Source organism: Phycicoccus sp. Soil803 (assembly GCF_001429685.1).
Classification (GTDB): Bacteria; Actinomycetota; Actinomycetes; order Actinomycetales; family Dermatophilaceae; genus Pedococcus.
In genome coordinates this window covers 3,937,374-3,958,293 of record NZ_LMST01000001.1, presented here as the reverse complement: position 1 = coordinate 3,958,293, position 20,920 = coordinate 3,937,374, and the positions used below count along the sequence as shown (strand labels likewise).

The following is a 20,920-nucleotide window of genomic DNA, read 5'->3' as shown; positions in this document are numbered from 1 at the left end:
CGGTCTGGCGCGAGTCTAACCGTGCACCGGCTGCAGGGCGGCGCGCACCGCGCTGCGGATGTCGTCACACTCCACGACCTGCATGCCCTCGGGCGTCGGTCCGCTGCCCAGCACCCCCCGGGGGACGTAGGCCGTGCGGAACCCGAGCCGCGCCGCCTCGGCGAGGCGACGCGGCATCCCGGAGACGGGTCGGATCTCGCCGGCCAGCCCGAGCTCACCGAAGGCGATGGCGTGGTCGGGCAGCGGCTGGTCCTTGACGGCACTGGCCACGGCGAGGGCGATGGCGAGGTCGGAGGCGGGCTCGGTGAGGCGGACGCCCCCGACGGTGGAGAGGTAGACGTCGGCGTTGACGATCGGTGCCTGGGCCCGCTTGGCGAGGACGGCGATGATCATCGACACCCGGGCGGAGTCGAGCCCGCTCGTCGCGCGACGCGGGGTGGGGATCTCGCTCTTGGCGACCAGGGCCTGGACCTCGGTCATGAGGGGGCGGCGACCCTCGAGCGTGACCGTGACGCAGGTGCCGGGGACCGTCAGGGTGCCCCGGGAGAGGAAGAGGCCACTGGGGTCGGGAAGGCCCACGATGCCGACGTCGGAGAGGTCGAAGCAGCCGACCTCGTCGGTCGGGCCGTAGCGGTTCTTCACGGCCCGGACGAGCCTGAGCCGCGAGTGCCGGTCGCCCTCGAACTGCACCACGACGTCGACCAGGTGCTCGAGGACGCGGGGCCCGGCGATCGATCCGTCCTTGGTGACGTGCCCGACGAGGAGGGTGGCGATGCCGCGGGCCTTGGCCACCTGGATCAGCGAGGCGGTCACCTCGCGCACCTGGGTGACGTTGCCGGCGGAGCCCTCGACCTCGCCGCTGGCGATGGTCTGCACCGAGTCGACGATGACCAGGTCGGGCTGCACCTCGTCGATCTGGCCGAGCACCGTCGCGAGGTCGGTCTCCGCGGCGAGGAACAGGGTCGCGGCCATCGCCTCGATCCGCTCGGCCCGCATCCGCACCTGGGCGGCCGACTCCTCGCCGGTGACGTAGAGGACCTTGCGCCCCTCGCCCGACCGGGCGGCGCGGGCCGCGACGTCGAGGAGCAGGGTGGACTTGCCGATGCCGGGCTCGCCGGCGACCAGCACGACGGCGCCCGGGACCAGTCCGCCACCGAGCACCCGGTCGAACTCGCCGACGCCGGTGCTCCGCGCCTCGGCCCGCCGGGCGTCGACCTGGCCGATCGGCACGGCGGGTCGCTCGACGCGGGTGGCGGCGGTCGTGCGGACGGTGACCGCGCCGATCTCGCTGACGCTGCCCCACGCCTGGCACTCGCCACAGCGGCCGACCCACTTGACGGCGGTCCAGCCGCACTCGGAGCAGCGGAAACCGCTCGACCTGGTCGACGTCTTCGCTGCCATGGGCGACAACCTACGTGGGGCCGCCGACAAGCCGGCTCAACCCCGCCGGTTCGAGGTATTCCGCCACCGGATCCGGGTAGTGGAATACCTCGAACCGGTGGAGGGCGGGGGAGGGTCAGTGGCCCTCGGCGACCTTCTTGAGCCCGTCGAGCATGCCCTGCCAGTTCCGCGAGAACTCCTCGGCCTGCTTGGCGCTGTCGCAGCCGTCCTGGGTCAGCTTCACGGCCGTGCCGTCGCCGGACGGGGAGAGCTCGTAGCGGACCGTGTGGTAGTTCTCGGGCACGTCGTCGGCGCCCGTCATCGGGCTGTAGTGGGTGACCTCGAGCAGCCTGCCGGGCTCGGCCTGCAGCACCTCGCCCTTGTCCTGGTAGGGCTTGCCCTCCCACTCACCGCTCCACGTGATCGGGCTGCCGGGCTGCCAGTCGCTGGCCACCTCGCTGCCCATCATGTACTGGGCGACCAGCTTGGGGTCGGTCATCGCCTGCCAGACCCGGTCGGGGTCGGCGTCGACGGTGGTGTTGGCGGTGGCGACGTGCTCGGTCATGGTGCCTCCTGTGGTCCGGGTGTCCGGTTCGTTCCACCCTGTCCCGCCTCGGGAGCGGTGTCCACCCCAGCCGTCACGTCAGAACCGGCGCCACCACAGGTTGACCGCATAGTCGACGCCCGTCCCGTCATGCTCGGCCAGGATCCCCTCGGCAGCGGTCTCGGAGAACTCGATGCGCACGACTGCCTCGAAGTCCTCGCGGGTGTCGAGCTCCCAGGAGATCGTCAGGCGCTCGCGCTCCCAGCCCTGCCGCGTCCAGAACCGCTCGACGGCTGCGGCGTCGTAGGACGGGTTGGCACGGGAGAACCAGCGCCCGAACGTCGAGCGCGTCGCGTCGTTGTCGATGACGTATGCCGTGCCGCCGGGCCGCACGACGCGTTCCAGCTCGCGCAGGCCGGGTTCGCAGCCGGCGCCGAAGAAGTAGGCCCACCGGGCATGAGCGAGGTCGACCGACGCGTCGGCCAGCGGCAGCGCCTGCGCGACGCCCTCCAGGACCCGCACGTCCGGCAGTCCGGCGACGCGACTCTCGGCGATCGAGCGGAGCGGTGGGTGGGGTTCGACGCCCACCACGCTCGCGCACCCGAGGGCTGCGAAGCGGGGGAGGTGGAACCCGGTGCCGCAGCCGACGTCGACCAGGTCGGCGCCGGCGAACGGGTGCAGGGCAGCCATGGCCGACTCGAGGACCCCGGCCCGGTCGACCCCGAGGTTCTCGACCTCGTAGACGTCGGGGGAGTCCCAGATGTTCGGGCTGCGCGTCGGCTCGGGCCGACCCGGCTGGGTGTTCATCGGCCCTTGCGCGCCTCTTGGGCAGCGAGCGTCGCCGGGTGGACAAGGAGTGGCAACATCTTGCGGGAGTAAGCGTTTCGTGCGGCCTTCACGCTGGCGAGGTGGGCCTCGCAGCGGATCTCCAGCTCGCCATAGGCTTCCTCGCCCATCAGCTCGACGAGCTCGCCCCTGTTGCTGCGGAAGACCGGCTCACGGCCGACGTGCGCCTCGGGGTTGCTGGAGCAGTACCAGTCGAGGTCGTGGCCGCCCGGTCCCCAGCCGCGGCGGTCGTACTCGGTGATGCTGACCTCCTGCCAGCTCGAGCCGTCGGGGAGCTCGACCTTGCGGTAGGTGCGGCGGATCGGCAGCTGCCAGCAGACGTCCGGCTTGACCGTGTGCGGCTCCTTGCCGGTGAGGACGGCGTGCTGGTGCAGGGCGCAGCCGGCCCCTGCAGGGAACCCGGGCCGGTTGAGGAAGATGCACGCGCCGTCGACCACCTTGGTCTTGAGGGCGTCGTCCTCCTTCTCGGTCCAGGCGCCGACCTTGGTGGAGCCCGGGTGCAGCTGCCACTCGTCCTCGCCCAGCTCCTTGACGACCTTCTTGACGCGCTTGACGTCGTCGTCGTCGGTGAAGTGGGCGCCGAGGGTGCAGCAGCCGTCGTCCGGCCGGTCGGCGTAGATGCCCTTGCAGCCGCTGCCGAAGATGCACGTCCAGCTCGACGTCAGCCAGGTCAGGTCGCAGCGGAACCGCTGCCCCGAGTCGGCGGGGTCGGTGAACTCCACCCAGATCCGGGCGGTGTCGAGCGGGGTCTCTGCCACGTGGCTCACCCTACGTCGTGCGTTGCCGCTCCTAGGGATTGGCCCGGATGGCGGTCTGTCGCCGGCGTCGCCGCCACGCCACCGCGGCGATCACCACGAGCAGCACCGCCGTCGCGACCCAGTTCAGCCGGGTGAGGTCCTGGAAGGCGTCCTCCCACCGGACCCCGCGGCCGTGGCCCGACTTCGCCGGGTCGCCGCCCTCCCCGAGCATGCTCAGTCCCAGCGGGACGAGGAGCAGCCCGGGGGCCGCCAGCAGGGCCAGCCCCCAGCGTGACCCCGCCAGCCGGCCCAGGACCAGGAGGAGCGCCACGGGCACGAGAGCCGTCAGCGTGACCATGCCGGACTCGACGTAGCGGTCGCGGGAGGCGGTCTCACCGAAGAACGGCGCCGTGTTGATGGCACCGGCGAAGACCGTCCAGGCAAGCAGGCACCACCCGAGCAGGACGACCAGCGCGGTGAGCGGCCAAACCGGCCCTTGTCCGGTCCCCGACGGAGCTGCGGGCGTCGGTGCGCCCGGGTCGGCCGGAGTCGTCGCCGTGGTGTGGTGCGTGCGGTCGGTGCTGGACGGCATACGCCCAGTCTTTCAGGACTCGGCCGACCGCGGCCGGAGGGCGGTGATTCCCCGCGCACCGACCCGGCGGTGTCGTAGCGTGCAGCCATGCGCCTCGGAGTCATCGACGTCGGCTCCAACACGGTCCACCTGCTCGTGGTGGACGCGCACCGGGGCGCCCAGCCGCTGCCGGCCACCTCGCACAAGATCGAGCTGCGGCTCTCGGAGCACGTGACCGACTCCGGCGACATCGCCGGAACGGGGGAGGCGGCGCTCACCGGCTTCATCCACGAGTGCCTCAAGGTTGCGGAGGACCAGGGCGTCGAGGAGGTGATGGCCTTCGTCACCAGCGCCATCCGCGAGGCACCCAACGGCGAGGAGGTGCTCGCCCGCGTGCGGGCCGCCACGGGGGTCGCGCTCCAGGTGCTGTCCGGCGAGGACGAGGCTCGGCTGACCTTCCTGGCCGCCCGGCGGTGGTTCGGCTGGTCGAGCGGCACCCTGCTCGTCGTCGACATCGGCGGGGGCTCCCTCGAGCTCGCGGCCGGCATGGACGAGGAGCCGGACGCCGCGGTGTCGCTGCCGCTGGGGGCCGGCCGGCTCACCCGTGACCTCCTCCCGGGCGACCCGCCGGGTGCCGACGTGGTCCGCGAGGCGCGCCGGGTGATCCGCCAACGGCTCGCCGCCGCGATGCGCCCGCTGGCCAAGGCCGGCACCGCAGACCGCGCGGTCGGCACCTCCAAGACGATGCGCTCGCTGGCGCGCGTCACCGGCGCCGCCCCTAGCAGCGACGGCCCGTATGCCGCGCGCAGCCTCGAGCGCGCAGCGCTCGCCTCCCTGGTCACCGACCTCGGCGCGATGACCTCCCGCCAGCGCTCGGGGCTGTCCGGCGTCTCGTCCAGCCGGTCGCACCAGCTACTCGCCGGCGCGCTCGTGGCCGAGGCCGCGATGGACCTGCTCGACCTCGACCGCCTCGAGATCTGCCCGTGGGCGCTGCGTGAGGGAGTCATCCTCAGCAGGCTCGACACGATGGGCTGAGGACCGCTCGCTAGGCTCGGGGGCATGGCTGGAGCGGTGTCGATCCCTGGGGCCACGGTGGCTCTGTCGACCGCCTCGGTCTACCCCGACACGTGCGCCGCCGCCTTCGCCACCGCAGCGCGGCTCGGCTACGACGCCCTCGAGGTCATGGTGTGGACCGATCCGGTCTCGCAGGAGGCCGGCGCGGTCGCGGCACTCTCCGAGCTGCACGGCATACCGGTGGTGTCGGTGCACGCACCCACCCTGCTGCTCACCCAGCGCATCTGGGGGCCCGACCCGTGGACCAAGGTGGACAAGTCGATCGCCCTGGCCCAGGAGGTCGGGGCGTCCACGGTGGTGCTCCACCCGCCGTTCCGCTGGCAGAAGGAGTACGCGGCCGAGTTCGTCGAGGGGGTGGCGTTGCGCGAGCACGAGACCGGGGTCGCCCTGGCCGTCGAGAACATGTTCCCGTGGCGGGCCCGGCAGCGGGAGTTCGAGGCCTACCTGCCCCACTGGGACCCGGTGCCGCAGGCCTACGACAACGTCACGCTCGACCTGTCGCACACCTCCACCGCCGGCTCGGACGCGATGGCGATGGCGGCTGCCCTCGGTCCGCGCCTGCGGCACGTCCACCTCGCGGACGGCCTCGGCTCCCTCAAGGACGAGCACCTCGTGCCCGGCCGGGGCAGCCAGCCGTGCGCCGAGTTCCTCGAGATGCTGGCGCTGAAGCAGTTCTCGGGGTCGGTCGTCGTCGAGGTCGGCACCCGCAAGCTCACCCCCGAGCAGCGCGAGGTCGACCTGGCGGAGGCCCTCGCGTTCGCGCGTCTGCACCTCGCGACCGCGTCCACGGCCGAGGTCTCATGAGTCCCCGAGGGCGCCGGCCGGGCGGCGTCGACACCAGGCAGGCCATCGTCGAGGCGGCGCGGGTCGACTTCGCCGAGCAGGGCTACGACGGCACGTCCCTGCGCGGGATCGCCCGCCGGGCCGAGGTCGACCCGGCCCTCGTGCACCACTACTTCGGGGGCAAGCCGCAGCTGTTCGCGGCGGTGATGGACATCCCGGCCGACCCCGCGGCGCTGATCAGCGCGGTGGTCTCCGGCCCGCGCGACCAGGTCGGCGAGTCGCTCGTGCGCACCTTCCTCGCGGTCTGGGACTCCGAGGCCGGACGGCAGCGGTTCCAGGCGCTCGTGCGGGCGGCAGTCACCCACGAGGACGCCACCCGGATGCTGCGCGAGTTCCTCACCCGCGAGGTGTTCGGGCGGGTGGTCCGCGAGCTGTCCCACGACGGCGAGCCGTCCCACGAGCTGGAGGTGCGGGCCGGGCTCGCGGCCTCGCAGATGATCGGGCTGGCGATGATGCGCTACATCGTGGAGTTCCCGGCCGTCGTCGACGCGACGCACGACGAGCTGGCCAGGCTGGTCGGCCCCACCATCCAGCGCTACCTCGCCCCGTAGGGCGACCACGCGGCATACCCCCGCACCATCCCCCGCACCATCTCCCCGTTCGGGGTATTCGGCTACCGGTATCGGGTAGCCGAATACCTCGAACGGCGCGGTGAAAGGGGCTTGTCGGCGCGCCGTCCACGGGCTATATTCATCGCATGATGAAAAACGCCATCGAGATCGCGAACCTCCGCGTCGTGCGGGGCGGTCGCGAGGTGCTGCCCGACCTGTCCGTGACGGTGCCGGCGGGCCAGGTCGTCGGGCTGCTCGGCCCGAGCGGGAGTGGCAAGTCCACCCTGATCCGCGCCGTCGTCGGCGTCCAGGTGGTCGAGTCCGGCGACGTCACGGTGCTCGGCGAGCCGGCCGGTTCGCCGTCGCTGCGCCACCGCATCGGCTACGTGACGCAGAGCCCGAGCGTCTACGACGACCTGTCCGTGCGGGCCAACGTCCGCTACTTCGCCAGCATCCTCGGCGTCCGGGCCGCGGCCGCCGACGAGGCGATCGAGGCGGTGGACCTCACCAGCCATGCCGACGCACTGGTCGGCAACCTCTCCGGCGGCCAGCGGTCGCGGGTCTCGCTGGCGGCCGCGCTGGTCGGCGACCCGGAGCTGCTCGTGCTCGACGAACCCACCGTAGGGCTCGACCCGGTCCTGCGCCGTGACCTGTGGGAGCTCTTCAACCGCCTTGCGGCACAAGGCCGTTCGCTGCTGGTGTCGAGCCACGTCATGGACGAGGCGAGCCGCTGCGACCGGCTGCTGCTCCTCCGCGAAGGCGAGATCCTCGCCGACGACACCCTGCCGGCGCTGCTCGCACGGACCGGTACCGACGACGCCGAGCAGGCGTTCCTCGCCCTGATCGACCGCGCTGCCCAGGAGGCACGATGAACGCCCACCGCACCCTCGTCACCGCTGCACGGGTCCTCGCCCAGCTCCGGGCCGACCACCGCACCATCGGGCTCATGCTCGTCGTGCCCTGCGTCCTGGTCGGGCTGCTCGCGTGGATCTTCGAGGGCACCCCGGTCTTCGACGGGCTCGGTGCCTCGCTGCTCGGCGTCTTCCCCTTCGTCGTGATGTTCATCGTGACCAGCATCGCCACGCTCCGGGAGCGGACGTCCGGCACCCTCGAGCGACTCCTGACGACGCCGATGGGCAAGGGCGACTTCATGTTCGGCTACGCCCTCGCGTTCGGCGTGATGGCGGTGCTCCAGGCCCTCATCGCGACGGCCTTCGCCGTCTACGTGTGCGGGCTCGACGTCGCCGGGCCGCTGTGGCAGCTGGTCGCCGTGGCCGTGCTCGATGCACTGCTCGGGACGGCGCTCGGCCTGCTCGCCAGCGGGTTCGCCCGCACCGAGTTCCAGGCGGTCCAGTTCATGCCGGCGTTCGTCCTGCCGCAGTTCCTGCTGTGCGGACTGATCGTCGCCCGGGACCGCCTGCCGGACCTCCTGCGGTGGGTGTCCGACGTGCTGCCCCTGTCGTATGCCGTGGACGCGATGAAGTCGGTCACCGCCAGTGCCAGCCCGGGCGCCGACGTGGCCGGCGATGCCGCCGTGATCGCGCTCTGGGTGCTCGTCGCCCTGGTGCTCGGCAGCCTCACCCTGCGACGCCGGACCGCCTGACCTGCTCTGTTGGCGTTTCTACGTTCTTCGGCGGACCTCGGGTGGCCAGCGCGGCGTTACGGTGAATTTGTCCGACAGAGGGGCTCCTGCAGGGGGGCACTATGTGGCCGAGGTGGTTTGCCGGACCGGTGGCGGTGCGTCGTGCCCGCGACCGTGATCAGTGACGAGACGACCACGCGCGTACCCCGCTAGTCCGTCACCTGTGGTGGTCGGGGTGCACCATGTCGCGAAGCAACGTCCTCAGGTCCGTGACGAGCGCGGTGGGGGTGGTCGCGTTGTGCGTGGCCGCACTGGTCGGCGCGGCGACGTCGGCCTCGGCCGCGCCTGCGCCCGTGGTCCCGGTGCCGGTCTCGGCGGTCAGCGCCGACGCGCTGCCCACGGTCCAGGTCAACGGTGTGGTGTGGTCCCAGGCGGTCGTGGGCAACACCGTGTATGCCGCGGGGTCGTTCAGCACCGCCCGTCCAGCCGGCTCCGCGCCGGGGACCAACACCGTGGCGCGCAGCAACCTCCTTGCCTACAACATCACCACCGGTGCGCTGGTCACGACGTTCGCCCCCAGCGTCAACGCGCAGATCCTGTCGGTCGCGGCGTCTCCGGACGGCAGCCGCATCTACGTCGCCGGTGACTTCACGTCGATCAACGGACAAGCCCGCCGGCGAGTGGCGGCCTTCGACACCGCCACCGGTGCGCTGAGCACGGCCTTCAACCCCACGGGGGTCAACTCGCAGGCGCGGGCCGTCATCGCGACGGCCGACTCCGTATACGTCGGCGGTGGCTTCGCCGGACTCGGCAACGGACAGCTGCGCAACAACCTCGCCGCCTTCCGGGCGTCCGACGGCGCGGTTCTGCCGTGGAACCCCAACGCGGACTACACCGTGTGGGCGGTCGCGGTGTCGGGTGACGGCCAGTGGGTCTTCGCCGGCGGTTCCTTCCAGAACGTCGGTGGGCAGTCGGCCATCGGGCTGGCCAAGATCAACGGGGCGACCGGCGCTCTCGACCCGACCTGGGACCCCGCCGTCAACAACCGTGGCCCGGACACGGGGATCAGCAGCCTGCGGGTCCAGGGCAGCTTCGTCTACGGCACGTCGTGGTCGTTCGGGAGCGGGGCCAACCTCGAGGGGGCCTTCAAGCTCCCCATCACCAACTCGACGCTCGTGTGGGTGACCGCCTGCCACGGCGACAACTACTCCGCCTTCCTGATGGGCGGCGTCGTCTACACGGCGAGCCACGAGCACTACTGCGGAGCCATGGGCGGCGGCGCCCCGCAGTACCCCCAGTGGAAGTTCCAGCACTCCCAGGCCTGGACCGACGCGGTCGGTGGACAGATCCTCAGCGACAGCCTCGGCTACCCCAACTGGCGCGGCACCAACGCGCCGTCGATCGTCAGCTGGAACCCCGACATGACGATGGGCAGCTACACCGGCCAGTACCAGGCAGGGTGGAACATCGCCGGCAACGACGACTACGTCGTCTACGGCGGGGAGTTCCCGACCGTGAACGGCGTGGGCCAGCAGGGCCTCGTGCGCTTCGCGCGCCGGGGCCTGGCACCCAACAAGGAGGGCCCGCGCTTCGCCGGTGGGACGTTCGTGCCACGGCTCGTGCCGACCTCGTCCTCGACCCTGCGGGTGAGCTGGACGGCGGGCTACGACCGGGACGACTACACGTTGACCTACCGGGTGATCCGCAACGGGGCCACCGGCTCGCCACGCTTCACGACCACGGCCAACTCGACCTGGTGGTCCCTGCCTGCGGTCGGCTTCGTCGACACCGGACTGACTCCCGGGGCGACCTACACCTACCAGCTGATCGCCAACGACCCCAGTGGCAACACGGTGTTCGGGGCCAACGCGAGCATCACCATGCCGACCTCCTCGAGCCCGAGCAACGGCTACGCCCAGTCGGTCCGGGCCAACGGTGCCCGCATCTACTGGCCGATGAACGAGACCTCCGGGCTGACCATCAACGACCGCGCCGCCGGAACCGGCGCCTCCAGCGGGATCGGGGTGACCGACGGTCGCGGCGACACCGGCATCACCTGGAACCAGTCGGGTGCCATCGCCGGCGACAGCGCGGCGGCCCTGACGAACAACGACTTCAGCCGCGTCTATGCGCTCGGGTCGGAGACTGCCCCCGACACCTTCACCACCCAGGTCTGGGTCCGCACGTCCACCGGCAGCGGTGGCCGCATCCTCGGCTTCGGCGACCTCCAGAACGGCAACTCGGCCCACCGCGACCGGCACCTGTACATGGACAACGCCGGTCGCATCGTCTTCGGGGTCTATGGCCAGGACGGCACCCTGCGCACGGTCATCAGCCCCTCGGCCTACAACAACAACGTCTGGCACATGCTCACGGCGACGATGAGCAGCGCCGGCATGCGCCTCTACGTGGACGGCAACCTCGTCGGCTCTAACACCGGCACCACGGCGGGCGAGGCCTACCTCGGCTACTGGCGGCTCGGCGGCGACGTCCTCGGCACCGACAACGGTCGTCCCGGTTGGACCCCGCGACCGGCGTCCAACAACTTCGTCGGCAGCGTGGACGAGATAGCCGTCTACCCGACGGCGCTGTCGCAGGCGACGATCCAGGCCCAGTACGCGCTGCGCAACGGTGGGGGTGGCGGGAACCAGCCGCCGACCGCCTCGTTCACGTGGGGCGCCACCGGGCTGGCCGCGTCGTTCAACGGGTCCGGGTCGAGCGACCCCGACGGGTCCGTGACCGGCTACTCGTGGAACTTCGGGGACGGCACGCCCACGGGCAGCGGGGTGGCCCCGAGCCACACGTATGCCGCGCCGGGCACCTACACCGTGCAGCTCACCGTTACGGACAACCAGGGCGCGACCGGCAGCACCACGCGCCAGGTCACCGTCGCGGCTGCTGGGGTCATCGCGAACGACACCTTCAACCGCACGGTCGTCGACGGCTGGGGCCAGGCCGACACCGGTGGCACGTGGACGCTGACCACGGCGGCAAGCAACTTCGCAGTGGGGCAGCCGGTGGCTGGAGTAGGCACGATGCGACTCGCGGCGTCGTCCGGGCCGTCCGCGTACCTCTCCTCCACCTCGGCGCTGAATGTCGACCTGCGCACCGCGATCGGCTTCGACAAGCCAGCCACGGGTGGCGGCGTGTACGCCTCAGCGGTGGTCCGCCGGGTGGGTACCTCCGACTACCGGGTCAAGGTGCGGGTGACGGGCACCGACACCACGGCATACCTCGCTCGGACGGTCGGTGGGGTCGAGACGATCCTCACGTCGGTGCCGCTGCCCGGGGTCGTCGTGGCAGCCGGTGACGCGTTGTCGCTGCGCATCCAGGCTGTCGGTAGCGGCACCACGACCCTGAACGGGAAGGTCTGGAAGGTCGGGACCGCCGAGCCCTTCGCGTGGACGACCACCACCACCGACTCGACCGCCGGGCTGCAGTCCGCCGGCGCCGTCGGCACCTACGCCTTCCTGTCGGGTTCGGCGACCAACGCCCCCATCACCCTGAGCTTCCCCGACTTCAACGCCGTCGCGCCCTCGCCCTGACCCGTGGCAGCCGGACGCCGCGTGGGGCCACCCACGCGGCGGTCCGGCCTGCTGCCGGTTAGCCTTGTCGACGGTCGTGACCCCCCACGGCCGCCGGATGGAAGGACGCCCGTGGACGCCAGTGACCTGCTGCGCAACAGCCTGCTCCAGCTCTCCAAGAGCGATGCTGTGCGACAGACGATCGAGAAGGCGCCGGTGAGCCGCAGCGTGGTGCGGCGGTTCGTCCCGGGTGACCGCACCGAGGACGCCGTGTCGGCGACGGCGGAGCTGCGGGCGACCAACCGCCTGGCGACCATCGACTACCTCGGCGAGGACACCGCCGACCTGACCCAGGCCATCCGCACCCGCGACCACTACATCGACCTGCTCAAGGCGCTCGCCGACGCCGACCTGTCGCAACACGGCATGGGCGAGGTCAGCCTCAAGCTGTCGGCGCTCGGCCAGTACCTGCCCGGCGACGGCCACAAGATCGCGCTCGAGCACGCCCGCGAGATCTGCCAGGCGGCCGCGAACGCCGGGACCACGGTCACCCTCGACATGGAGGACCACACCACGACGGATGCCACCCTGGAGTCGCTGCGCGAGCTGCGTCAGGACTTCCCGTGGGTGGGGGCCGTGATCCAGTCCTACCTGCACCGCAGCGAGGGCGACTGTCGCGACCTGGCCCACGAGGGCAGTCGGGTCCGGCTCTGCAAGGGCGCCTACAAGGAGCCCGAGTCGGTGGCCTACCAGAGCAGCGCCGACGTCGACCAGAGCTACGTGCGCTGCCTCAAGATCCTGATGGGCGGCGAGGGCTACCCGATGGTCGCCAGCCACGACCCCCGGCTCGTCGAGATCGCCGGCGCCCTGGCCGCACACCACCGGCGGGAGCCCGACAGCTACGAGTACCAGATGCTCTACGGCATCCGCCCCGAGGAGCAGAAGCGGATCGCGGACCGGGGCAACCAGATGCGGGTCTACATCCCGTACGGCGAGGAGTGGTACGGCTACCTCATGCGCCGGATGGCCGAGCGCCCTGCCAACACGATGTTCTTCCTGCGCGGCCTGGCCACCAAGAACTAGACGGCGCGGGCGGATATCGCGCGCACCGGGACCGCCGCGGCTGGAAGACTGCCGCCATGGGAACAACTGTGGCGATCCTCGGTGCCGGAGTGATGGGCGAGACGCTGCTGTCCGGGCTGATCCGGTCCGGGCGCAGCGCCGACGAGCTGATCGTGACCGCGCGCCGACCCGACCGGGCCGACGAGCTCGCCCAGCGGTACGGCGTGCGGGCGATGTCGAACGTCGCTGCCGCCGAGGCGGCCGACACCCTGGTCCTCGTCGTGAAGCCGCAGGACATGGGCGGGCTGGTCGAGGAGATCGGCGACCACGTGTCAGCCGGCAACCTCGTCGTGAGCCTGGCCGCGGGCATCCCCACGCAGTACCTCGAGAGCCGGCTCCCCGCCGGGGTGGCTGTGGTCAGGGTCATGCCCAACACCCCCGCCCTGGTCGACCAGGGGATGGCGGCGGTGAGCCCGGGTCGCAGCGCCGACGCCGCGCACCTCGACGAGGCGGCCGAGCTGCTGCGGTCCTGTGGCCGGGTGGTCCAGGTCGCCGAGAAGCACCAGGACGCCGTGACCGCGATCAGCGGCAGCGGGCCGGCCTACATCTTCTACGTGGTCGAGGCGATGATCGAGGCCGGCGTGGTGCTCGGCCTGCCCCGCCCGACCGCGACCGAGCTCGTCGTCCAGACCCTCTTCGGCGCCGCGACGATGATGCGCGAGACCGGTCAGCACCCGACCGTCCTGCGCGAGCAGGTCACCTCGCCGGGCGGGACCACCGCCGCGGCGCTGCGCCAGCTCGACGACCACAAGGTCCGCGCTGCGTTCATCACGGCGATGGAGGCCGCGGCCAACCGCTCGCACGAGCTGGCGTCGGGGAATGACTGACCGGGACCCAGGGGTCGACTCCGGGCTCGACCCCGGGCTCGACCCCGGGCTCGACCCAGGGCTCGAGCCCGGCCTGGCCATCAGGCCGGTCGAGCCGTCGATCTGGCCGGTCTACCGCGCGGTCCGGCTGGCCATGTTGCTCGACACCCCGCTCGCCTACGGCAGCACCTTCGCCCGCGAGGTGGCCTTCCCCGACGAGCTGTGGGTCGAGCGGATGGGCGACAGCAACGGGTGGCTGGCCTTCGAGGGTGAGCTGCCGGTGGGGGCTGTCACGTCCTTCCATGCGCCCGCCCAGCCCGACGACGAGACCTACCTGGTGGCGATGTGGGTGGCCTCCCACGCGAGGGGTCGCGGCGTGGCGGACCAGCTCGTCCGGGCGCTGCTCGACCACGCCGCCGGCGCCGGTCTGCGGCGGGTCACGCTCGACGTGGCCGACGACAACGAGCGGGCGATCGGCTTCTACGAACGGGTCGGGTTCACCCGCACCGGCCGCACGGGCGAGCTGCCGCACCAGCCCGGTGTGACCGAGTTCGAGATGGAGCTCCTGCTCAGCGACCTGCCAGCCGGCTCTGGGTGAACACTCAGCAAACCCCTATGACGCCAGCCCCCTCCCTCGTGCGACAGTGGGGTCATGAGCGACATCACCGTGCGTGCCCTGGGTGAGGACGAGTGGGAGCAGTACCGATCGGTGCGACTGAGCGCGCTCGAGGAATCGCCGGAGGCCTTCGTGGCCACCGCCGAGGAGGAACGTGCCTTCGACGAGGACCTGTGGCGCACCCGCATGCGGCGCAGCCAGCGGCTGCTCGCCGAGCAGGACGGTGCCCCGGTCGGCGTCGCCAGTGTCGGTCAGGCTCGCCAGGAGGGCGAGAAGGAGAACACGAAGGTGGCCGAGCTGTTCGGCCTCTGGGTCACGCCTGCGGCCCGCGGCACCGGGGTCGCCAGCCAGCTGGTGCAGGCCGGCGCGGATGCCGCGAGGAAGCAGGGCCGCAGCCATCTCGCCTACTGGGTCGGCGCCGACAACGGTCGCGCCGTCGCGTTCGCGAGCGGGTTCGGGTTCCGACCGACCGACAGCCGTCGGCCGATGCGGGTCAAGGGTGCTGACGACGACGAGGACGAGGTGGCGATGGTGCTGCCGCTCGGCGAGGACCGCGGCGTCCCCACCCTCTGAGCGCCACCGGTATGCCGCGTGGGCGGCTCAGGGGCGTGACGCGAGCCGGTCGAGCAGGTCGGTCGGGCCGCTGACGATCAGGGTGTCGTGAGCGGTCACCTTCGTCTCGGGCACGGCATACGTGAAGTCGCTGTTGGGTGACTTCACGCCCACGACAGTGACGCCGTACTTGCTGCGAATTGCGCTCTGCTGCAACGTGAATCCGATGGCTTCCTGCGGGGGCTTCATCTTGACGATGGCGAACCCGTCGTCGAACTCGATGTAGTCCATCAGCTTGCCGTTGAGCAGGTGGGCGACCCGGCGCCCGCTGTCGACCTCGGGGGAGATGACGTGGTGCACGCCGATCCGGTCGAGGATGCGAGCGTGCTCGGGCGACAGGGCCTTGGCCCAGATGGTGGGGATGCCGGCGTCGACGAGGTTCATCGCGCAGAGCACCGATGCCTCCACGGAGGAACCGATGCCGACGACTGCGATCTGGAAGCTGCGGGCCTTGAGGTTGGCGACCGACTGTGGCTGCGAGGCGTCGGCCTGGACGATGCGGGTCACCTTGCCCAGGAACGACTCGGCGAGCTGGGGGTCGCGCTCGACGGCCACCACGTGGTGCCCGAGCTTCTGCAGCTCGATCGCGACGGCGCCGCCGAACCGGCCGAGACCGATGACGAGGACGTCGTCCTCGTAGAGCTTCTTCGCCACTGCGGTCCTCCGCGGCATCGGGGATGGTGAGACCTCCCACGCTAGCGCGTCCCTGCAGGTGGGACCGCGCTGTCGGGAATCGTCGCCCGACGGGTAGCGTCGGGCCCATGCCCTCACAGCTGCGGGTGGTCTGGGACCCCGGCTTCACCGCCTACGACTTCGGACCGGGTCATCCGATGAACCCGGTCCGGCTCGACCTGACCGCCCGGCTCTGCGAGGCGATGGGGGTCTTCGACCACGACGGCGTCGAGGTGTTCGCGCCCCCGGTGCCGGACGATGCGGTGCTGACCTCGGTGCACACCCCCGACTACGTCGCCGCGGTGCGCGCCGCGTCCGAGGACCCGGGCAGTGCCGACCCGGCCTACGGGCTGGGCACTGACGACGACCCGGGCTTCGCCGGCATGCACGACGCCAGCGCCCGGGTGGTCGAGGGCACCCGCCAGGTCTGTGCCGACGTGTGGGAGGGCCGCACCCAGCACGGCGTCAACTTCTGTGGTGGGCTGCACCACGCCATGGCCGGCAACGCCGCCGGGTTCTGCATCTACAACGACATCGCCGTCGGCATCCAGTGGCTGCTCGACCACGGCGCCCAGCGGGTGGCGTACGTCGACGTCGACGTCCACCACGGCGACGGCGTCGAGCGCATCTTCTGGGACGACCCCCGCGTCCTCACCGTCTCGCTGCACGAGTCGGGTCGGGCGCTCTTCCCGGGCACCGGGTTCGCCGGCGACATCGGCGGGGCCAGGGCGCAGGGAGAGGCCGTGAACGTGGCGCTCCCACCGGGCACCGGTGACTCGGCCTGGCTGCGGGCGCTGCACTCGACCGCTCTGCCGCTGGTGCGGGCCTTCAAGCCGGACGTGCTGGTCACCCAGCACGGCTGCGACACCCATGCCCAGGACCCGCTCGCCCACCTGGCCATGTCGGTGGATGCCCAGCGGTCGGCCGCCGACGCCCTGCACCGGCTGTCCCACGAGGTGTGCGACGGGAAGTGGGTGGCGCTCGGCGGCGGCGGCTACGAGCTGGTGCAGGTCGTGCCGCGGAGCTGGACCCACCTGACTGCGATCGCCGCGCACCAGCCGATCGCGCTCACCGAGCCCGTGCCACAGGACTGGCTCGACCACGTCCGGCAGGCCTTCGGTCGCGAGGGGCCGCGTCGGATGGGCGACCTCGACCCCGCCGCCGGCCCGATCTGGCACCAGCCGTGGGACATGGGCTACAACCCGCACGACGAGGTGGACCGGGCCATCATGGCGACCCGTCAGGCGGTCTTCGCGCTGCACGGCCTGGACGTCTGGTTCGACTGACCCGGTGGCTGACCTCCAGCGACGTGGTCGCGGCCGGAGTGACACCGCTGTGATTCGTCGGGACTTCGCGGCGTGTCGACTGGACAAGCGGGAAGAAGTTTTTCCATTGGCTTCCCCACGAGTCACATCAGCCCCTACAGTTCCTTCTGCACGCGAGTAGAGGTCCGCCGGAAGGGAAGCCGGCGATGCGCGCGTGTAGAAGATCGAGGTAACACATGTCCAACGAGCGACAGCTCGCCGAGGTGCGGTTCCTGACCGTTGCCGAGGTGGCCTCGATCATGCGCGTGTCGAAGATGACGGTGTACCGCATGGTGCACGCAGGAGAGCTTCCCGCCATTCGCGTGGGGCGGTCCTTCCGGGTCCCGGAGGACGCCGTGCACAAGTACCTGCGTACGTCTTACGTCGACACCGCCTGATTGGTGCTGACCGCACGACGACAGGGTGGGCCGGGACGACAGTCCCGGCCCACCCTGTCCGTGTCGCGGGCTCGGCAGCCCGTGCGTCAGCGGTTGTCGACCGCCGTGACCGCCACCGAGACGTTGGCACCGGTGTAGAGCTGGGTCAGCAGGTAGACCGAGCCGGGCGGGATGACCGCCGACTCGTCGGCGGCCGACGTGGCCACCGAGCCGGTGAGCTGGCAGGCGCTGTCCAGGAAGTACAGGTCCAGGTCGTGGCCCACCGTGGCGTCGGCGTCGCTGGTGCCCTTGACGGAGACCGAGTGCAGCCCGTCCGAGAAGCCGAGCGGGAACTTCGTCACCCAGCCGTCGGCGCCCTGGCTGGCCGGCGGGAACGTGCATGCGGTGTTCATCTCGGTCCCGGTCACGCCGAACACGTTCTGCAGACCCGTCGGGTCACCGGCGGCGGGGTTGGGCGCGACGATCGTGCCCGAGTCGCTGTAGGCCGGGTCCGGCGTCACCGAGCCGTTGGCCACGGTCGCCCCTGACCCGAAGACCTCGATGTCCGCGACCTGCGCCGACGTCGTGGTGTTGCCCTGCACCGAGTCGATGAAGAACCGCACGTACGCGGCCTTGACCGGCTTGGCGAGCGAGAACGTCGCGAAGTTGAGGTCAGGCGCGGTCGGTCGCGGCGCGGCATACGCGAAGCCACCGGTGCGAGCCGTGGTCCAGCTGACCCCGTCGGTCGAGGTCTGGACGGTGAAGTCCTTGAGCGCCACGAACCGCGAGGCGTTGGTGGCCTTGAACGCGCTGACCCGCAGGCTGCTCACCGTCGCCGGCGCCGCCAGCTTCACCGTCACGCGCTGGTCCGGACCGGCGTTGTATGCCGTGGTGCCCGGCTTCGTGGACCACACCGAGGCTGCGGTGTCGTCGAAGGCGAACTTCGCCGGGGCGCCGTCGTCCTCACTGGAGACGTTGACGACCTGTGCGCCGGCAGCCGTGGAGGCCAGGTTGGGGGCGAGCTTGATCGTCCGGGCCGGGTTGCGGCCGGCCGTCACGGCGAACGCGTCGATGGTCTGGACGCCGAACCCGGGTGCCTGGATGGTCAGGGGGTAGGTGCCGGCCAGCGCCTTGATGCTGGCGCCGCCGGACGAGCCGGTCCGGACCAGCGGGGTGACCCGGGCCTCGAAGCGACCGAGGATGACCTTGGCGTTGCTGATCGGCTGGCCCGTCGTCGCGTTGAGGAGCGTGAGCGCGGCGGTGCCGTTCTTGGCGGCCACCGGGTGGTCGAACGCGGGCGTCGGGTCGGTGTCGTCGCCGGTGTCCGAGTGGGCGCTGGCGCCGGCCCCGCGCTTGGCGAAGACCGACCAGATGAGGTCGGTGTCGTCACCGTGGTAGCGGTCGAGGTCGGCGGAGAGGATGCCGTCCCGGGCGTCGAGGAAGCTCGGGTCCGGGGCGGTCAGTGGCATGCCGTCGGTGATGAGGCGTGCCGCGACCTCGGCTCCCTGGGCCGCGCCGTAGCGGGCCACGAGGGCCTTGCGCAGGTCCCAGAGGGTCGCCGTCCAGATCTCACCGTCGGCGTGCACCTCCGGTCCGGTCAGGTCGTAGCCGATGTCACCGAACGTTGTCGGGTTCTGGTCGTAGTTCCAGTTGCGGATGCCTCGGGTGGGGTTGCCGGTCACGTAGTCGCCGACGATGGGCTTGGTGAGCAGCCCGGCCTTGAAGCCGTGGTTGAGGGCGTACCAGTCGGACCAGCCCTCACCCATCGAGCCGGCCTGCTGCGAGCCGAGGGCGCTGCCGCCCGCGACGTAGCGGGTGGACAGGCCGTGGGTGTACTCGTGCTGGATGACGCTCATGTCGAACGAGCCGTCCCGGTAGGGACCCTCGAAGGCGTCGTCGATGGGCTCCCACAGGAACATGCCGCTCCACGGCGGGATCCCGTCGTCGAGGGTCAGCATGTAGGCGTTGTCACGACCGGTGTAGGTCGGGCTGCCACCGGACGCGGCGCCGGCCTGCACGAGCCCGCGGATCGGGTCACCGCCCGAACCGCCGTTGCTGCCGTTGTCGAGCTGGAAGTTGCCGGCCGTCTCGGTGAACCCGAGGGCGTAGTACTCGTCGTGGATCCGGTTGTGCTGGAAGAACAAGTTCGTCGCGGCCGGGTCGAGGTCCTGGGCGTAGGAGGGCGGGACGGTCTGGCCCTTGGTGGCGGCCCACTGGTTCGTGTAGGTGTAGCTGAAGTTCCCGGTCGGGGCCACGGGACGCGGCGCGTTGTCCACCGGCCCGATGAAGTTGGACCAGTTGGCGTAGGTGTCGGCGTTGTTGCCGTAGGTCGTGACGCCGGTGCCCGCGAGCCCGGTGGGGTCGACCCAGCCCTTGGGCGACTGCGCGGTCGGGCCGAAGGACTGCTGGCGCGGCTGGCCGCCCTTGGCCGCTCCCGGGTAGTTGTCGTAGACCGTGCCCTGCGGGTCGCCCTCGAAGTCGACGACCGAAGTCCGGTAGAGGGTGCGCCCGGTGGTGCCGTCGACGACGACCTCCCAGGCCTCCTGCGGGCTCTTGATGAAGTACACCTTGTATGCCGCGACGGGGCCGGCCTTGGTCCCGAAGGTCACCTTCTTCACGTAGGACGGTCCACCGAAGGGGCCGTTGGCGTAGGTGGTGTAGCCGGCCTGGGTGCCGTTCGCCTTGGGGGCGTAGGCAACGCCCGGCGCGAGGCCGCCGGCGACCTTGAGCAGTGCGGCTGCCTCGCCGAGCAGCCAGCCGCCGGTGAGGTTCGCACCCGGGGTGGGGTCACCGGCATACGAGAGCACCCGGCCGTCCCTGGTGACGGCGACGTTCAGGCGACCGCCGCGGGCCGCCGCGACACCGTCAGCGGTCTGGACGAAGTCCACGACGTGCGTCCCGGTGGTGGGGAGGGTGTGGTCGCGGACCACGGCGAGCGAGTCGACCTGGGCGGTGCTCAGCCCGAAGGCCGCCGCGTTCGTGCGCAGCCAGCCGCGGGCGACCTCGACGGCGGAGCCGCCCGTCGCGGCGGTGAGGTAGCCGTCGGTGCGGACCGACCGCAGCGTGCCGAACCGCTCGTCCCAGGTGGCGCGGGTGCCGCTGCCGGCCTTGGCGAGCAACGCCGACGCGGCGGTGCGCGCGGCCGTCGTCGGTGCGACGGCGTCCTTCACCAACCGGGTGTCCACCGTCTTGGTCAGCGCATCGACCGTGTCGCCGAGGGCGGGCAGGACGGGCGCGGCGGGAAGGGCTGCCGAGGCGGTCGAGAGGGGGAGGGCGGTGGCGGCTGCGGTCAGCAGGCACACCCCGATTCCCAGTGGTCGGACAGCGGGGTGCTTACGGGACATGGTCGACGTCTCCTGCGCTCTGCGGGCTCTCACCGGCCCGGGTGGCCTGACAACGAGGCCCCACCACAGGGGGTTACTGGCGAGTTGTGTCGGGCTCGCGACCCGGCCGTGGCGGATCCCCGCCACGAGCCCGGTGACGGTGCACGTGCCGACGCGGGTTTGGGTGGTGGGGGCGCGGGCCGCTAGAGTGACGTCCACAGTTCGGCGTGGTGCGTTCGTTGCCCCGTCCGGCAACACGACCACGACCAAGAGGACATCATGGGCTCTGTCATCAAGAAGCGCCGCAAGCGCATGGCGAAGAAGAAGCACCGCAAGCTGCTTCGCAAGACGCGCCACCAGCGACGCAACAAGAAGTGACCGAAGGCCCCCGCCGTGCGGGGGCCTTTGTTCTGCCCGCACCCGGCCGCTGGGATGG

20 protein-coding genes are annotated in these 20,920 nt (G+C 71.4%); 13 read left to right on the top strand and 7 right to left on the bottom strand.

The genetic code is table 11. From position 1 onward, the window contains the following. Positions 1 to 15 precede the first annotated feature (15 nt). The 5 genes from radA to ASG95_RS18365 all read right to left on the bottom strand — a co-directional run bounded on the left by radA (position 16) and on the right by ASG95_RS18365 (position 4,099). Complete coding sequence (radA, locus tag ASG95_RS18385) at positions 16 to 1,401, bottom strand: DNA repair protein RadA (RefSeq protein WP_057378394.1); 1,386 nt, start codon at positions 1,399 to 1,401, stop codon at positions 16 to 18. 115 nt (positions 1,402 to 1,516) lie between these two features. Beyond that, on the bottom strand, positions 1,517 to 1,945 hold the full coding sequence (locus ASG95_RS18380; RefSeq protein ID WP_057378393.1) for an SRPBCC domain-containing protein: 429 nt from the start codon (positions 1,943 to 1,945) through the stop codon (positions 1,517 to 1,519). Between the two features lie 78 nt (positions 1,946 to 2,023). Next, the gene (locus ASG95_RS18375) at positions 2,024 to 2,731 is read right to left on the bottom strand and encodes a class I SAM-dependent methyltransferase (RefSeq protein WP_057378392.1); all 708 of its coding nucleotides are present in this window, start codon (positions 2,729 to 2,731) and stop codon (positions 2,024 to 2,026) included. Next, on the bottom strand, positions 2,728 to 3,528 hold the full coding sequence (locus ASG95_RS18370) for a hypothetical protein (protein WP_056924366.1): 801 nt from the start codon (positions 3,526 to 3,528) through the stop codon (positions 2,728 to 2,730). The genes ASG95_RS18375 and ASG95_RS18370 overlap by 4 nt, the downstream gene beginning before the upstream one ends. A 31-nt stretch (positions 3,529 to 3,559) precedes the next feature. Then, on the bottom strand, positions 3,560 to 4,099 hold the full coding sequence (locus tag ASG95_RS18365) for a hypothetical protein (RefSeq protein ID WP_057378391.1): 540 nt from the start codon (positions 4,097 to 4,099) through the stop codon (positions 3,560 to 3,562). A gap of 87 nt (positions 4,100 to 4,186) precedes the next feature. Here ASG95_RS18365 and ASG95_RS18360 point away from each other — a divergent pair, with 87 nt between their 5' ends. The 10 genes from ASG95_RS18360 (at position 4,187) to ASG95_RS18310 (ending at position 14,769) form a co-directional block, all read left to right on the top strand. Next, entirely contained in the window at positions 4,187 to 5,113 is a 927-nt protein-coding gene (locus tag ASG95_RS18360) for a Ppx/GppA phosphatase family protein (protein WP_057378390.1), read from the top strand. Between the two features lie 24 nt (positions 5,114 to 5,137). Continuing rightward, the gene (locus ASG95_RS18355; protein ID WP_057378389.1) at positions 5,138 to 5,956 is read left to right on the top strand and encodes a sugar phosphate isomerase/epimerase; all 819 of its coding nucleotides are present in this window, start codon (positions 5,138 to 5,140) and stop codon (positions 5,954 to 5,956) included. Beyond that, positions 5,953 to 6,546 carry a TetR family transcriptional regulator gene (locus ASG95_RS18350; RefSeq protein ID WP_057378388.1) on the top strand — a complete coding sequence of 198 codons (594 nt, stop codon included), beginning with the start codon at positions 5,953 to 5,955 and terminating at the stop codon, positions 6,544 to 6,546. Before ASG95_RS18355 ends, ASG95_RS18350 begins: the two co-directional genes overlap by 4 nt. Before the next feature lie 146 nt (positions 6,547 to 6,692). After that, a complete protein-coding gene (locus ASG95_RS18345) occupies positions 6,693 to 7,418 on the top strand; it encodes an ABC transporter ATP-binding protein (protein WP_057378387.1) in 726 nt (241 codons plus the stop codon). Beyond that, complete coding sequence (locus tag ASG95_RS18340) at positions 7,415 to 8,149, top strand: ABC transporter permease (protein WP_056924360.1); 735 nt, start codon at positions 7,415 to 7,417, stop codon at positions 8,147 to 8,149. The genes ASG95_RS18345 and ASG95_RS18340 overlap by 4 nt, the downstream gene beginning before the upstream one ends. A 221-nt stretch (positions 8,150 to 8,370) precedes the next feature. Next, positions 8,371 to 11,673, top strand: a complete 3,303-nt coding sequence (locus ASG95_RS18330) for a PKD domain-containing protein (RefSeq protein ID WP_082592852.1) — start codon at positions 8,371 to 8,373, stop codon at positions 11,671 to 11,673. Between the two features lie 111 nt (positions 11,674 to 11,784). Continuing rightward, positions 11,785 to 12,735 (top strand): proline dehydrogenase family protein, encoded by a 951-nt coding sequence (locus ASG95_RS18325; RefSeq protein ID WP_082592851.1) that lies wholly within the window; start codon positions 11,785 to 11,787, stop codon positions 12,733 to 12,735. A gap of 56 nt (positions 12,736 to 12,791) precedes the next feature. After that, positions 12,792 to 13,601, top strand: coding sequence for a pyrroline-5-carboxylate reductase (proC, locus tag ASG95_RS18320; protein ID WP_056924357.1), 810 nt, complete (start codon positions 12,792 to 12,794; stop codon positions 13,599 to 13,601). Further along, complete coding sequence (locus tag ASG95_RS18315) at positions 13,594 to 14,178, top strand: GNAT family N-acetyltransferase (RefSeq protein ID WP_082592849.1); 585 nt, start codon at positions 13,594 to 13,596, stop codon at positions 14,176 to 14,178. Before proC ends, ASG95_RS18315 begins: the two co-directional genes overlap by 8 nt. Before the next feature lie 54 nt (positions 14,179 to 14,232). Beyond that, positions 14,233 to 14,769, top strand: coding sequence for a GNAT family N-acetyltransferase (locus ASG95_RS18310; RefSeq protein WP_056924355.1), 537 nt, complete (start codon positions 14,233 to 14,235; stop codon positions 14,767 to 14,769). A 27-nt stretch (positions 14,770 to 14,796) separates the two neighbouring features. Here ASG95_RS18310 and ASG95_RS18305 read toward each other — a convergent pair whose 3' ends face one another. Next, on the bottom strand, positions 14,797 to 15,480 hold the full coding sequence (locus ASG95_RS18305; protein WP_057378384.1) for a TrkA family potassium uptake protein: 684 nt from the start codon (positions 15,478 to 15,480) through the stop codon (positions 14,797 to 14,799). 89 nt (positions 15,481 to 15,569) lie between these two features. Between ASG95_RS18305 and ASG95_RS18300 the strand changes: the two genes are divergently transcribed. Further along, positions 15,570 to 16,766 (top strand): acetoin utilization protein AcuC, encoded by a 1,197-nt coding sequence (locus tag ASG95_RS18300; RefSeq protein WP_057378383.1) that lies wholly within the window; start codon positions 15,570 to 15,572, stop codon positions 16,764 to 16,766. A 215-nt stretch (positions 16,767 to 16,981) separates the two neighbouring features. Beyond that, positions 16,982 to 17,182, top strand: coding sequence for a helix-turn-helix domain-containing protein (locus ASG95_RS18295; protein WP_056915613.1), 201 nt, complete (start codon positions 16,982 to 16,984; stop codon positions 17,180 to 17,182). 86 nt (positions 17,183 to 17,268) lie between these two features. Here ASG95_RS18295 and ASG95_RS18290 read toward each other — a convergent pair whose 3' ends face one another. Further along, positions 17,269 to 20,505, bottom strand: a complete 3,237-nt coding sequence (locus ASG95_RS18290) for a M36 family metallopeptidase (RefSeq protein WP_057378382.1) — start codon at positions 20,503 to 20,505, stop codon at positions 17,269 to 17,271. A 258-nt stretch (positions 20,506 to 20,763) separates the two neighbouring features. Here ASG95_RS18290 and ASG95_RS21005 point away from each other — a divergent pair, with 258 nt between their 5' ends. After that, positions 20,764 to 20,862, top strand: coding sequence for a 30S ribosomal protein bS22 (locus ASG95_RS21005; protein WP_003792170.1), 99 nt, complete (start codon positions 20,764 to 20,766; stop codon positions 20,860 to 20,862). Positions 20,863 to 20,920 lie beyond the last annotated feature (58 nt).

Coding starts and splice junctions, on each gene's coding strand:
- ASG95_RS18365 (WP_057378391.1), bottom strand. CDS start 4,099: ATGCCGTCCAGCACCGACCGCACGCACCACACCACGGCGACGACTCCG.
- radA (WP_057378394.1), bottom strand. CDS start 1,401: ATGGCAGCGAAGACGTCGACCAGGTCGAGCGGTTTCCGCTGCTCCGAG.
- ASG95_RS18380 (WP_057378393.1), bottom strand. CDS start 1,945: ATGACCGAGCACGTCGCCACCGCCAACACCACCGTCGACGCCGACCCC.
- ASG95_RS18295 (WP_056915613.1), top strand. CDS start 16,982: ATGTCCAACGAGCGACAGCTCGCCGAGGTGCGGTTCCTGACCGTTGCC.
- ASG95_RS18375 (WP_057378392.1), bottom strand. CDS start 2,731: ATGAACACCCAGCCGGGTCGGCCCGAGCCGACGCGCAGCCCGAACATC.
- ASG95_RS18360 (WP_057378390.1), top strand. CDS start 4,187: ATGCGCCTCGGAGTCATCGACGTCGGCTCCAACACGGTCCACCTGCTC.
- ASG95_RS18355 (WP_057378389.1), top strand. CDS start 5,138: ATGGCTGGAGCGGTGTCGATCCCTGGGGCCACGGTGGCTCTGTCGACC.
- ASG95_RS18300 (WP_057378383.1), top strand. CDS start 15,570: ATGCCCTCACAGCTGCGGGTGGTCTGGGACCCCGGCTTCACCGCCTAC.
- ASG95_RS18330 (WP_082592852.1), top strand. CDS start 8,371: ATGTCGCGAAGCAACGTCCTCAGGTCCGTGACGAGCGCGGTGGGGGTG.
- proC (WP_056924357.1), top strand. CDS start 12,792: ATGGGAACAACTGTGGCGATCCTCGGTGCCGGAGTGATGGGCGAGACG.
- ASG95_RS18290 (WP_057378382.1), bottom strand. CDS start 20,505: ATGTCCCGTAAGCACCCCGCTGTCCGACCACTGGGAATCGGGGTGTGC.
- ASG95_RS21005 (WP_003792170.1), top strand. CDS start 20,764: ATGGGCTCTGTCATCAAGAAGCGCCGCAAGCGCATGGCGAAGAAGAAG.
- ASG95_RS18315 (WP_082592849.1), top strand. CDS start 13,594: ATGACTGACCGGGACCCAGGGGTCGACTCCGGGCTCGACCCCGGGCTC.
- ASG95_RS18305 (WP_057378384.1), bottom strand. CDS start 15,480: ATGCCGCGGAGGACCGCAGTGGCGAAGAAGCTCTACGAGGACGACGTC.
- ASG95_RS18345 (WP_057378387.1), top strand. CDS start 6,693: ATGATGAAAAACGCCATCGAGATCGCGAACCTCCGCGTCGTGCGGGGC.
- ASG95_RS18350 (WP_057378388.1), top strand. CDS start 5,953: ATGAGTCCCCGAGGGCGCCGGCCGGGCGGCGTCGACACCAGGCAGGCC.
- ASG95_RS18310 (WP_056924355.1), top strand. CDS start 14,233: ATGAGCGACATCACCGTGCGTGCCCTGGGTGAGGACGAGTGGGAGCAG.
- ASG95_RS18340 (WP_056924360.1), top strand. CDS start 7,415: ATGAACGCCCACCGCACCCTCGTCACCGCTGCACGGGTCCTCGCCCAG.